Raw genomic sequence first — 12,399 nt, forward strand, 5'->3', positions numbered from 1 at the left:
ACATGAACGGCGTTCGAATCCTCGTCCTCTCCCTCGCGGCCGCGCTGCCTCTCTCCGCGTTCGCCTTCGGCGGGCACGACGGCGTCGGCTGCAACGGCTGCCACGGCATCCACACGGCGAAGGGCGACGTCATCTTCGCCGTGGCCCCGAACAAGGTCGCGCAGAACCCGCGCACGAAGGCCGCGTACACCGGCTCGACGGCGCTCTGCCTCGGCTGCCACGAGGAGACCTCGAAGGGCGGCCAGGGCTACGCCCCCGTCTCCGGCCACATGAGCCACCCGTACGGCCTCACCTCGGTGAACCCGAAGGTCGCGAACGTCCCCGCCGACCTCCTCCGCGGCGGCCGGTTCGAGTGCGTCGGCTGCCATGACCCGCACCCGTCGAACGCGAACTACAAGTACCTGCGCGTCGACACGGCGAAGGGGCAGAGCATGGACGCGTTCTGCGCCGTCTGCCACTCCGCCAAGGCCGATGGGAAGGTCGTCGCGAAGAAGGCGGCGATCTTCAGCTCGATGGATCAGCGCAACGGCGCCGCTGCGCCCGCGGCCGCTGCGCCCGCGGCCGCGCCCGCGAAGAAGTAGCCGTCCGCTCTTCGTGAGCCGTCCGAGGCCCTCCGGCGCGCCGCGCCGGGGGGCCTCGTCGTCCGCGGGGGCCGTGCCGCGGTCACGTCAGGGATACTGCGCGTGCTGCGTGCCCTCCGGCCTGGGCCGCCAGATCTCGAGCATGCCGCTCGCCGAGCGGGAGACCGGCTCGTAGCGGGACCGGAGCTCGCGCGCCATCCGCGCGCCGCACGGGCTCGCGAGCGCGTCGGGGGTGAGGCCGTAGAGGAGGACGTAGTCGACCCGCGCGGTCACGGCCGCGCGCAGGTCGATGCACGGTGGCATCCCCTCCATCTTCGCGAGCGATCCGGCGAGCATCAGGAACGGGTTGTTGTCGGCGGGAAACCGCAGCGGACAGTGATCGGTGAACGCCTGGCTGTTCTTGAGATCCACCCCGCCGTTGCTCGCCACGATCCAGCCGGTCGCGTGCAGCAGCGGCTTCACGCGATAGCCGAGGTTCCGGCCGTTCGCGTCGACCGGCCCGTGGGGCGAGATCGCGATCGGCAGGAGCACGCGGTCCGGGCCGAGCCCCGCCGCCGCCGCCACGTACTCCTCGACGTAGCCGGAGAGGTGGCGCTGCTTGTCGTAGCGGATCCCCGTCGCCACGACCGCGATGCCGGCGAGCGCGAGGGCGAGTCGCCGCACCGCGATCGCCGGCGCGGCGCCCGTGGCGATCCAGGCGGCCACGCTGAGGAGCGTGAGCAGCGCGAAGCGGTCCGAGACGTGCGCGCCCGACGCCACGACCTCCGGCATCACGAAGTACAGGACGGCGAACGCGACCGCCGCGAGGAGCCAGCCGTCGTGCGGCCGGAACGCGCGCGTGGAGGTGGCACGCACGAGGGCGAGGTGCACGACGCCGATGAACAGGACGAGCGACACCAGGCACGCGAGGAGGATCTCGCGGCGATCGATCGAGACGAGCGCGTACGCGGTCGCGAGCTTGGCCGCGAGCTCGTAGACCGGGATGCGCGAGGACGCGCGATCCGCGTGCGCGACGAGCCACGCGCCGAGCAGGACCGCCCCGGGCAGCATCGCCAGCGCGGCGCCGCCGGCACGCGCCGTGTAAGCGCGGACCACGGCGCGCCGGCGCCCCGGCTGCCCGCGTGAGCGCGTGAGCGCGAGGGCGAGCCGCCACGCGAGGAGGGTCCAGATCGCGACGAACGCGCCCGCGAACGCGACCGAGTGGGCGAGGAAGAGGAGCACCGACAGCACCGCGAGCACGAGCCAGCGGCCGATCCCGAGCCGGCCGCGGCTTCGCATCCAGAACCCCACCGTGAGGAGCGCCAGCGCGAGCCCGTAGCAGAAGTTCCAGAAGCCCATCTGGAAGGGGAAGGCGTGGACGAACGGGAACGCCGCGAAGGCGGCCCACCAGCCGTCGCGCCCCGGCGGAAGCATCGCCCGGAAGCCCAGCGGGAACAGCACCGTGTAGCCGGTGAGCACGAGCTTCTCGCCCGTGAGCGGGCCGACGACCTGCAGGAGCCCGGCGAGGAGCGCCTGCGTGAGCCAGTTCGGCTGCGCGCCCCAGTTCGCCACGTACCAGTGCTGCAGGAGCGGCGAGTGGCGGTAGCGCATGAGCGAGAGGACGTTCTCGACGTGCAGCGGCCCATCCTGCGTCGGGAAGTAGTGCACGAGCCAGATCGGCAGGACGTGGAGGGCGATGATCCCGGCGAAGATGGCGGGCGCGATCCAGGCCCCCGGGCGCCGCATCGAGAGCGCCGGCTTCGGCGCGCACGCCCCGGCGGGCCCCCAGGCGAAGCGGAGGCTCCCCAGATAGTTCACCGCGAAGGCGACGGCGATGCCCGCGCCCTGGGCGAGGTACCGCAGGCCCCCGAGCTCCGCCCGGCCGAGGGTCCGCACGAGCGCCAGCGCGACGAGCACGAAGGTGACGAGCTGCACCACGCCGCCCGCGAGGCTCACCGCGTGGTAGCGCCCGATCCGGCCCACGACCCCCGCGCCGAGCGCGCGGCGATCGCGGAAGGTGAACGCGTCGTTCAGGGCGAAGTTCGTGACGATGCTCGTCTCGATGGCGAGGGCGGAGGCGACGACCTCCTGGACCCCGAGCACCCCGGCGAAGAGGTGCAGCGCCGCGAGGTTCACGAGGACACCGGAGAGCCCCACCAGGGCGAACCGCGCGAGACGACCACCCTTCATCGGGGATTCCCCTCCCGGTGCTCACGCTGGGAGCGACGCTCCCGAAGGGCATTCCCGTAACGGGTCGTCACGCCCAACGAGGGTTTCTCGGCCGCAGCGCGAGCGTGCGCGCGGCGCGTCCACTCCGGCGGCGACCTCCACGACCGCCGTGCGCTCGCTCAGGCGTGGCGATCGGGGTCGCAGAGCGACAGCACGAGCGCGAGCACGTCGTCGACGTCGAACGGCGTCGGGCCGTGACGGTGGTGACCGTCGCCGGCCATCGTGATCACGGGCACGTCGGCGAAGCGCGGATCGGCGCGCATCGCCGTCACGAACGCCTCGCTCCCGAGCCGGGGCTGACGGAGGCCGAGGAGCACCACCGCCGGCGCGGCGCCGTCCTCGAGCCGGGCGAGCCCGTCCGCGCCGTCGCTCGCGACGACGACCTCCGCGCCGCGGCCGGCGAGCGCCGCGGAGAGCGACGCGCGCACCGCGGTGTCTTGCTCGATGAGGAGGACTCGCCTGCTCGAAGGCATCGGCGCGAGCCTACCCCGGACGCGCGCGCGGCCCGGTCGCACGACCGAGGGACGGCTCAGGCGTGCCGGTGCGCAGATGTCGGGCGGAGCGCCACCGCCCGCCGACATCAGTTGAGATAGCCGCCTTCGCGCGACCGCTCGCCGGAGAGGCCGAGCAGCTCGAGGCCCTGCCGCGTGAGCAGGTACCGGACCGTCCCGGCGCCGCGCTCCGTGTCGAGCTTCGCCTCGAACGCGGGCCCCGTGATCGCGCCGAGCTGCATCGTCTTCTTCAAATTCACGACTCGCCCGCTCATGAGGTCGCCCGCGACCTGCCCCACGGAGTCGTCGCGCCTGTAGAGGTCCACCGCGGCCTCGTGCAGCGTCGCGGCGAGCGACGGCGAGAGCGGGATCGACGAGAAGAGGACGGAGATGAGGGTCCAGGACTGGGACGCATCCGCAGGCATCGAGCGGATTGTACCCGGTCGTACGGCCCGGCGCCCGGCGGGGGGGCCAGGTGCGCTGCGGCGGCCTCGGCGCGGTGTAGTCTCCGCCTCCGTGAACCTCCTCCTCCTCGAGCCCTCCGAGCTCTCCGCGGACGGGACCGCCCGGCTGGCCGGCCGGCGCGCGCTGCACGTGCGCGAGGTCCTGCGCGCCGTCGCGGGCGATCGGATCCAGGCGGGCGTCGTGGGCGGTCGCATGGGTGAGGCGGAGGTGCTCCACGCCTCCGGCCCGGAGGTGGTGATCGCGCCCCGCCTCGATCGCGACCCGCCGCCGCCTTCGCCGGTGACGCTCCTCGCCGCCGTGCCCCGTCCGAAGATCCTCCGCCGCGTCCTGCAGGCGGTCGCCTCCATGGGCGTGAAGAGGCTCGTGCTCCTCGGCAGCTACCGCGTCGAGAAGAGCTACTTCGGCTCGCCGCTGCTCGCGCCCGACGCGATCCGCGCGGAGCTCGTCCTGGGCCTCGAGCAGGGGAAGGACACGATCCTCCCCGAGGTGTCGCTCCGGCGCTTCTTCAAGCCGTTCGTGGAGGACGAGCTCGACGCGACGCTCCCCGCGCGATCGCGCCTCCTCGCGCACCCGGCCGGGAGCGCGCCGCTCGAGACGCTCACGCCGCTCTCCGAGCGGGCCTGCGTCGCCATCGGTCCGGAGGGCGGCTGGACGCCCTACGAGGCGGACGCGCTCGGCGCGCGCGGCTTCGCGCCCTTCTCGCTCGGGCCGCGCGTGCTGCGCGTCGACGCGGCGGTGCCCTACGCGGTCGGCCAGGTGGAGCTCTGGCTCCGGGGTGCGGGGCGCGCGTCGATCTAAGCGGGGGCTGCGCCCCCGCCCCGCCGACGGCTGGCCGCCGTCGTCGGGGCCCCACCCCTGCTGGCCGGGTCCCCTGCGCCACCGCGTGGCGGCTTCGCCGCGAACGCGGCGGCGCCCCGGCGGGCTCGCTTCGCTCGCCTGATCGCGAAATTCCGATCGGCCGTTTTACGCGCCGCGCCCGTCCTGCCGCGTGCGGCCTCTCCCCCGGCCGGACGACCGGCCCCGGAGAGCCCCCATGACCCCTGGGCCGCGGATAACCCCGTGGTGTATCTGTACTCGACTCGCGCTCTCGAGCTGGCGTGCACCACCGCCGCGCGCCCGTAACCCACGAGGTCCCGCACATGAACGTCCCCGAGCTGTCTCCGCCCGCCCGCCTCCTCCTCGGCCCCGGGCCGAGCCCCGTCCACCCGCGCGTGCTGCGCGCCATGTCGACGCCGCTCCTCGGCCACCTGGACCCGAAGTTCCTGGAGATCATGAACGACGTCCAGGGCCAGCTCCGCGCGGTCTTCCGGACCCAGAACCCGTTCACGATCGCGGTGTCGGGCACGGGCTCCGCCGGCATGGAGGCGGCGCTCGTGAACGTCGTCGAGCCGGGCGACACGGTCGTCGTCGTCGCGGCGGGCGTGTTCGGCAACCGCATGGCCGACATCGTCGGCCGCTGCGGGGCGAAGCTCGTGAAGATCGAGATCCCGTGGGGCCAGACCTGCGACCTCGGACGGATCGAGGAGGAGCTGAAGAAGGAGAAGGTGAAGGCGGTCGGCATCGTGCACGCCGAGACGTCGACCGGCGCGCACCAGCCGCTCGAGGGGCTCGGCAAGCTCTGCCACGCGCACGGCGCGCTCCTCGTCGCGGACACCGTCACCTCGCTCGGCGGCGTGCCGGTGGAGGTGGACGCCTGGGAGATCGACGCCTGCTACTCCGGCACGCAGAAGTGCCTCTCCTGCCCCCCGGGGCTCGCGCCGCTCACCCTCTCGCACCGCGCGCTCGACGTGGTCCGCGCGCGCAAGACCAAGGTGCAGAGCTGGTACCTCGACGCGTCGATGATCGCGGACTACTGGGCGGAGGGGAAGCGCGCCTACCACCACACCGCGCCCATCAGCATGGTCTACGCGCTCCGCGAGGCGCTCCGGATCGTCCACGAGGAAGGGCTCGAGCCGCGCTTCGCGCGCCACCGCCGCCACGCGGCCGCGCTCATGGCGGGCCTCGCCGCGCTGGGGTGCTCGCCGCAGGCGCAGGAGGGTCGCCGGCTCCCGACGCTGAACTGCGTGAAGGTTCCGGCGGGGATCGAGGAGGCCGCGGTGCGCAAGTCGCTCCTCGCCGATCACGGCATCGAGATCGGCGGCGGCCTCGGCCCGCTCGCGGGCAAGGTCTGGCGCATCGGCCTCATGGGCGAGGGCTCGCGGCAGGAGAGCGTGCTCGTCGTGCTCGCCGCGATCGAGCAGGCGCTCGCGAAGCAGGGCAAGGCGCCGAAGCCGGGCACCGCGACGGCGGCCGCGCTCGAGGTGTACGCGCGCGGGTAGCGCTCGGCCGCGTCCGCGACGAATGATCGCCCCCGCCCGGCTGGCCCGGGTCGGGGGCGCGGTTTTTGGGAGGTCCGGGTCGCGTCGGGTCTAGGTCGGGGTCGGGGTCGGGTCGCCGCTCCCCGCGCGTCGTCCCCCCTCTCGCCGACCCCCAGCGACCGCCCGCTCGGTCCCCAACTTTACGCACCACCGGACTGGCGCTCGCAGTGAACCTGGCAGGGCGAGGACGCCGGCGAGGGCCCGTTGCAGGTCCCGCCGATCGGCCGCCCCCGAGGCGAGGGGGATTCACCTCGCGATCGCGCTGCGCCGCAGGACTTCCGTGAGCACGGCTCCCTCCCGGGCCGGGCGTCCTTCCGAGCGAGGCCACGCTCGGATCTCGAACCCTCCCGCGCCGCCCGTACGCCTCTCCACCGAGCCCCTCCAGGCTCGCCCCGCCGGGTTCGCTTCCAGGGCTCGCTTGCCCTCCATAGGTTCGGCGACGGGTGGGGAACGGAGGCATCGAGTCCATGCACGTCGGTGACGACAACGTCGGCCTCGTGGCGGAGTTCAAGCGGCGGAAGGGGCCGGCCTGGCGCCGAGCGCTCGACCTCGCCGTCGAGGCGTCGCGACGGCGCGCCGCAGCCCGCGCTGCGGCGAAGGCGCCGAAGCCGCTGCCGGACGTGAGGGTGTCCCGGTCGCGGCTCGACGTCGCGCTCGAGGCGCGGCTCGCGGTCCGCTCGGGCGTCCGGCTCGAGGACTTCCTGCGCAACCGCCTCGCGAAGTACGCGTCGCGGCTCCCCGTCACGCTCGAGGATCTGCCGGTCGTCGTCGACGTCGAGGGCGGCGAGCCGGTCGTGCACGCCCGCGTCGCCGCGGCGCCCGCGATCCCGGCTGCCTACGGCGCGTCGTACGCCGCGCAGCCCCGGACGGACGACCAGGCGCGCTGGATGAAGTCCCTCGTCGAGCGCGAGGGACCGTTCGCCGCGCAGGAGATCCGCGAGGCGCTGGCCGCGCTCGCGGCGCTCGACGCGCGCGCCGAGGCCGCCCGCAGCCGCGCCGACGCGCTCGCGCGCACCCTCGCCGACGATCTCGCCGCGGGCAAGGTGCCGGCGCCCTCCACGGTGGACGCGACGCCCGAGCAGCTCGGACGCCCGCCGGTCCCGTCGCCGGCGCCGGCCGCGATCCTGCGGGGCTTCGTGCTCGCGCTCGTGGTCGCGGAGGCGTTCTTCTTCTCCGGCCCGATCCTGTCCGCCCAGGGCGTGGACCCGTCGCGCGTCGTCGAGGCCCTGAACTCCTCGCCCGTCCCGGTGGGGATGGCGCTCATCTTCGCGCTCGGCGCCGCCGCGGCCGTGTTCGCCTTCGCGGCCGTCTCGCTCGAGCGTGCCGCGCTGCTCGACCGGCCGGACGGCGCGCCCCGCCGTGGCCTCGTCGGCACCGCGGCGCTCCTCGCGGCGCTCCTGGCCGGCGGCGTCGCCGCCGCCGCGACCGCCCCGAACCGGCTCGCCCACGTGGCGCTCCTCGCCATCGTCCCCTTCGCGGGCGCGCTCCTCGTCCGGGTCGCGACGCGGCTCCAGGCCAGCCGCGACGCGGCCCTCGACGCGGCGCTCGCCTGGGATCGCGCCCTCGCCCGCGACGTCTCGGAGCGCGCGCGCCGGATCGAGATCGTCGATCAGGCGCGCGCCGAGGTGGAGCGGGTCGAGGCCGACCGCGCCGAGGCCCGGCGCCGCATCCGCGCGCTCGAGCAGAGCGCCGTGAACGCCGAGCGGGCCGCCAGCGAGCGCAGCCGGCTCGAGGCCCGCCGCCTCGAGCGGCTGGCCGAGTCGCTCGCCGGCGCGCTCGAGCTCGACCGCTACGTCTTCCTGCGCCTCGCGAGCGAGGCGACGCACGACGCGCTCGTGCGCCCGGTGCGCAGGCTCGAGCGCTCCTCCGAGCGGCTCGGCGTGACCGGCTGAGACGACAGCTCGCGATTCGCGATCACCTCCGGTGTCGCGCATCGCGCTGTCGTTTGGCGGAGCCGCTCCGTCACCGCGGCGCGACGCGCGTGCCGTCCGCGATCGCGTCCGTCGGGTGCAGCACCACGCGCTCGCCGGGGGTGAGCCCGGACGCGATCGCGACGGCGACCTCGCCCTGCTCGGCGACCGTGACCTCCCGCTGCCGCGCCCGTCCACCCTCCACGACGAACACCGCCCAGCGGTCGCCGCTCCTGAACAGCGCCGACGCCGGCACCTGGAGCGCATCCTCGCGAGCGGCGACGACGACGCGCGCCTCCACCGAGAAGCCGTCCCCGAGCCGCTCCCATCCCGGACCGACCGGATCGACGAGCACGAACACGCGCTGCTCCTCGACCCCGAGCGCCGACACCTTCGTGAACGCGGAGGGCTCGACCCTGCGCACCCGCCCGGCGAGCACGCCCTCCCCGCCCCAGCGCACGACCTCCACCGGCGCGGCCGGCGCGACGCGGACCGCCTGCGTGGTGAGGAGCTCCACCTCGACCTCGAGGACGCGCGGGTCGCCGAGCTCGAGGATGGGCGTACCGGCGGCGATGGGCCCCTCGCTCTCGCGCAGCACCTCGAGCACGCGCCCCTCCGCCGGGGCACGGAGCGGGACGCGCTCCCCGCCCCGGGCCGCGGCCCCGGCGAGGGCGGCACGCGCCGCCTCCGCCTCTCCGGCGGCCCGGCGCACCGCGTGCTCCGCCATGTCGGCCTCCTCCGCCCTCCCCTGCGCGAGGGCGACCGCAGCCTCGACCTCGGAGGCCGGCGCGGAGCCGCCCGAGGCGAGCGCGCGCGTGCGTGCGAGATCGCGCCCCGCCTGCTCGGAGGCGACCCGCGCCCGGCTCGCGCCGGCGCGCGCCTCCTCCAGCGCCGCTCGAGCGGCGGCGAGCCGCGCCGTGAGCTCCGCGCGCGTGCGCGCGTCGAGCGGCGCGGACCCCGCCGGCGCCATCACCGCGACGACCGCGCTCGCCGCCACGCAGTCGCCCGCCCGCAGCGCCACGCGCTCGAGGTGCCCAGGCACGGGCGCCGAGACCACGAACCGCTCGCGGACCCGGGTCTTGCCGGTGCCGTCGACGGTCTCGCGGATCGGGCCGCGCGACGCTGCGCCGACGTCCACCCGGACCCGCTCCGGCCGGAGCGCGAGCGCGACCACGCCGACGGCGACCGCCGCGGCCACGGCGAGGAGCGCGATCCGTTTGCGCGAGGCGGCCATGTTCACTCCCGGGACTTCAACACCTCGACCAGGTCGAGGCGGCGGATCCAGCGCCGCGCGACCAGCGTGACGAGGGCCGAGCCGCCGGCGACGACGAGCGCCGCCGTCGCGAAGGTCGGGCGCGCGATCGTCGTCGGCAGGCGGTAGAGGTCGGTGCTCGCCGCGCCCGCCGTGTACACGACGAAGGCGAGCGCGACGAGCCACCCCGCCGGCACCGCCGCCGCGACGTGCAGCGCGATCTCGCCGGCCACGATCCGCCAGGCCTCGCCGCGCGTGAACCCGATGACGCGCAGCGTGGCGAGCTCCCGCTCGCGCTCCGAGTACGTCACGCGCGCCGAGCTGTAGACGACCCCGGCGGCGATCGCGAGCGCCAGCCCGGCGACCACGCCGAGGTAGATCCCGAGGAACTCGGCGATGAGGGCGCGGAACGCCGCGACGGTCGCCGCCCGCAGCGTGACCGAGGCGACGTTCGGCCGCGCGCGCAGCTCCGCCTGGAGCGCCGGGAGCGCGCGGGGATCGAGCGCGAGGTGGGCACCGGACGCGAGCGCGCCCTCGCCGAGCGCCGCGGCGAGGTACGGCCGGGCCACCGTCGCCTGCACGCCGAGGTAGTCCTCGACCGTCGCGGCCACCCGCAGCCGCAGGACCGGCCGCCGCCCCTCGAGCACCTCCGCGTCGAGCGCGTCGCCGGGGCGCAGCGCGAGGAGCTCGGCGAGCTTCTTCGACAGGACGACGCCGCCCGGCGGCACCGGCACCACCGCGCCGTCGGCGTCCACGAGCCGCGTGAGCGCTGCGTCGACGTCGACGCCGAGGAGCGGGGTGCGGTGGCGCAGGTGCCCGCTGCGCAGCGTGGCCGGCACCGCCCGGAACGGCTCGACGCGGCGGACCCCCGGGAGCGCGCGCAGCTCGGTCGCGGCCGCGTCCGTGAGCGTGTGCGTGAACGTCACCGTCGCGTCCTGCCGCTGGGCCTCGCCCATCACCCGAGTGAACATGAGGTCCATCGCGTCGCCCGCGAACCTCGCGACCACGAGGATCCCGATGGCGAGCGCGAGGCCCAGCGCGGAGAGGAGCGCGCGCACCGGGCGACGCGACAGGTCGCGCAGCACCATGCGCGCGCCCGGCGAGACGAGGCGCACCGGGCCGAGCCGCTCGATCGCGGCGCGCCGGTAGCTCGGCGGCGCGGCGGGACGCATCGCCTCCGCGGGCGGCAGCCGCACCGCGCGCAGCACCGCCCCGAGCGCGCCCGCGACCGCCCCGCCCACCGCGAGCGCCGCGCCGATGGCCACGACGGCCGCGTCCCCCTCGAAGACCAGCACCGGCAGCTTGTAGAAGTCCGCATAGGTCCGCGCGAGCCCCTGGCCCATCGCGGCGCCGCCGATCGCCCCGAGGCAGGCCCCGGCGCCCGCGACGAGGACCACGAGCTCGACGTAGTGGAGGCCGATCTCCGCGGACGAGTACCCGACCGCCTTCAGCATCCCGAGCTGCTGCCGCTGGGTCGCGACGAGGCGCGACATGACGAGGGACACGAGGAACGCGGCCACCCCGAGGAAGATCGCCGGGAGCACCGCGGCCATGGTCTTCAGCTGCGAGATCTCGTCGGTCAGGAAGCGGTGCGAGACCTGCTCGTCCCGGCCGTAGGCGCCGAGCCCGCCGTAGGGCGTGAGGACGCGATCCACCGCCGCCACGACGGCCTCCTCCCGCGCGCCCGGGGCGAGCGTGAGCGACACCTCGTCGAACGCGCCCTCGAGGTCGAGCGCGGCCGCGAGCGCCTCGCGCGGGAGCCAGAGGATCCCGTAGTGGCGATCGTCCGGGAAGACGTCGCCGGGGCGGATCGCATAGACCACCTCGGGCGAGATCGCGATCCCAGCGATCCGCACCCGCTGGCGCCGCCCGTTCACGACGAGGTCGAGGACGTCCCCCGGCGCGAGCCGATTCGCGCCGGCGAAGCCCTCCGACACGAGGGCCTCGTCGGCGGCGCCGGGCGCGAGCGTGCGTCCCGCGCGGACGTAGGGCACGTTGAGGTGCGCCCCGTCGGGCGGGAGGGAGAGGACGCGCGCGCTGGCGGGCTCGTCCGAGCCGGGGACCCTCACCGTCGCGGCGCCGGTCGCGCGCGTCTCCAGCGTCGCGACCCCGGGTATCGCCGCGAGCCGCTGCCGCACCGGCTCCGGGACGCGCCGCGCCTCCGCGAACACCTGCGCGAAGCGGTGCGTCTCGTAGTAGCGGGCCTGGCTCCGCGCGAGCGCGCGCCAGGTCGCGACCGAGCCCACGAACATCGCGACCGCGCACGCCACCAGGACGGCGATCGCGGCCGCCTGCACCGCCAGGCCGCGGAGGTCGCGCAGGAGCTTGCGCTCGAGGGCCCTCACCAGGACAGCTCCGCCGGCCGCTTCTTCGTCGCGTTCACCCGCTCTCGGACGATCCGCCCGTCGGAGAGCGCGATCACGCGGTCGGCCATGTCCGCGATGCTCGCGTTGTGGGTGATGAGCACCGTCGTCGTGCCGACCTCGCGGTTCACGCGGTCGAGCACCTCGAGGACGAGCCGACCGGTCGCGGCGTCGAGCGCCCCGGTGGGCTCGTCGCAGAGCAGCACGTCGGGACGCTTCACCACCGCGCGCGCGATCGCGACGCGCTGCTGCTCGCCGCCCGAGAGCTGCGCGGGGAAGTGATCGAGCCGATCGCCGAGCCCCACCCGCTCGAGCGCCTCCTCGGGCCGGAGCGGGTGCTCGGAGATCTCCGCCGCGAGCGCGACGTTCTCGCGCGCGGTCAGGCTGGGGACGAGGTTGTAGAACTGGAACACGAAGCCGACGTGATCGCGCCGGTAGCGGGTGAGGAGCCGGTCGTCGCGCGTCGCGAGGTCGTGGTCGCGCCAGGAGACCGTCCCCGCGCTCGGTGCGTCGAGCCCTCCGAGGATGTTGAGGAGCGTGGACTTGCCGCTCCCGGACGGCCCCAGGAGGACGACGAGCTCCCCCTCGTAGAGATCCACGTCCACGCCGCGCAGGGCGCGGACCTCCACCTCGCCCATCCGGTAGACCTTCTCGATCCCGCGGGCGCGAAAGACAGGTGGCCGCGCGTCGCTCATGGCCCCTCGGCAAGCCGATGCTCCGCCGTGCGTCCGCGGGCGTCAATGCGCGAGGGCGCGCGGACCTGGGAGGGAGG

10 protein-coding genes are annotated in these 12,399 nt (G+C 75.3%); 4 read left to right on the forward strand and 6 right to left on the reverse strand.

All coding sequences use genetic code 11. From position 1 onward, the window contains the following. The first annotated feature begins 2 nt into the window (after positions 1-2). Positions 3-581 (forward strand): cytochrome c3 family protein, encoded by a 579-nt coding sequence (locus MNY62_RS02595; RefSeq protein ID WP_242342536.1) that lies wholly within the window; start codon positions 3-5, stop codon positions 579-581. Between the two features lie 87 nt (positions 582-668). Here the strand turns inward: MNY62_RS02595 and MNY62_RS02600 are convergent, their stop codons facing one another. The 3 genes from MNY62_RS02600 to MNY62_RS02610 all read right to left on the reverse strand — a co-directional run bounded on the left by MNY62_RS02600 (position 669) and on the right by MNY62_RS02610 (position 3,705). Next, positions 669-2,750, reverse strand: a complete 2,082-nt coding sequence (locus MNY62_RS02600) for a GtrA family protein (RefSeq protein WP_242342537.1) — start codon at positions 2,748-2,750, stop codon at positions 669-671. A 158-nt stretch (positions 2,751-2,908) separates the two neighbouring features. Continuing rightward, positions 2,909-3,262: a response regulator gene (locus tag MNY62_RS02605; RefSeq protein ID WP_242342538.1), complete on the reverse strand. Its 354-nt coding sequence runs from the start codon at positions 3,260-3,262 to the stop codon at positions 2,909-2,911. Positions 3,263-3,369: 107 nt separating this feature from the next. Next, positions 3,370-3,705 carry a hypothetical protein gene (locus MNY62_RS02610; protein ID WP_242342539.1) on the reverse strand — a complete coding sequence of 112 codons (336 nt, stop codon included), beginning with the start codon at positions 3,703-3,705 and terminating at the stop codon, positions 3,370-3,372. 91 nt (positions 3,706-3,796) lie between these two features. On the opposite strand from MNY62_RS02610, the gene MNY62_RS02615 reads away from it, so the two are divergent. The 3 genes from MNY62_RS02615 to MNY62_RS02625 all read left to right on the forward strand — a co-directional run bounded on the left by MNY62_RS02615 (position 3,797) and on the right by MNY62_RS02625 (position 7,994). Then, positions 3,797-4,543, forward strand: a complete 747-nt coding sequence (locus MNY62_RS02615; RefSeq protein WP_242342540.1) for a 16S rRNA (uracil(1498)-N(3))-methyltransferase — start codon at positions 3,797-3,799, stop codon at positions 4,541-4,543. 341 nt (positions 4,544-4,884) lie between these two features. Continuing rightward, complete coding sequence (locus tag MNY62_RS02620) at positions 4,885-6,063, forward strand: pyridoxal-phosphate-dependent aminotransferase family protein (protein WP_242342541.1); 1,179 nt, start codon at positions 4,885-4,887, stop codon at positions 6,061-6,063. Between the two features lie 506 nt (positions 6,064-6,569). After that, positions 6,570-7,994, forward strand: coding sequence for a hypothetical protein (locus MNY62_RS02625; protein ID WP_242342542.1), 1,425 nt, complete (start codon positions 6,570-6,572; stop codon positions 7,992-7,994). Between the two features lie 70 nt (positions 7,995-8,064). Here the strand turns inward: MNY62_RS02625 and MNY62_RS02630 are convergent, their stop codons facing one another. The 3 genes from MNY62_RS02630 to MNY62_RS02640 are packed head-to-tail and all read right to left on the reverse strand — an operon-like array spanning position 8,065 to position 12,322. Next, positions 8,065-9,246 (reverse strand): efflux RND transporter periplasmic adaptor subunit, encoded by a 1,182-nt coding sequence (locus tag MNY62_RS02630; protein ID WP_242342543.1) that lies wholly within the window; start codon positions 9,244-9,246, stop codon positions 8,065-8,067. 2 nt (positions 9,247-9,248) lie between these two features. Continuing rightward, positions 9,249-11,609: an ABC transporter permease gene (locus MNY62_RS02635; RefSeq protein WP_242342544.1), complete on the reverse strand. Its 2,361-nt coding sequence runs from the start codon at positions 11,607-11,609 to the stop codon at positions 9,249-9,251. Further along, on the reverse strand, positions 11,606-12,322 hold the full coding sequence (locus MNY62_RS02640; RefSeq protein WP_242342545.1) for an ABC transporter ATP-binding protein: 717 nt from the start codon (positions 12,320-12,322) through the stop codon (positions 11,606-11,608). Before MNY62_RS02640 ends, MNY62_RS02635 begins: the two co-directional genes overlap by 4 nt. Positions 12,323-12,399: the final 77 nt, after the last annotated feature.

The organism is Anaeromyxobacter terrae, from assembly GCF_022690685.1.
Lineage (GTDB): Bacteria > Myxococcota > Myxococcia > Myxococcales > Anaeromyxobacteraceae > Anaeromyxobacter > Anaeromyxobacter terrae.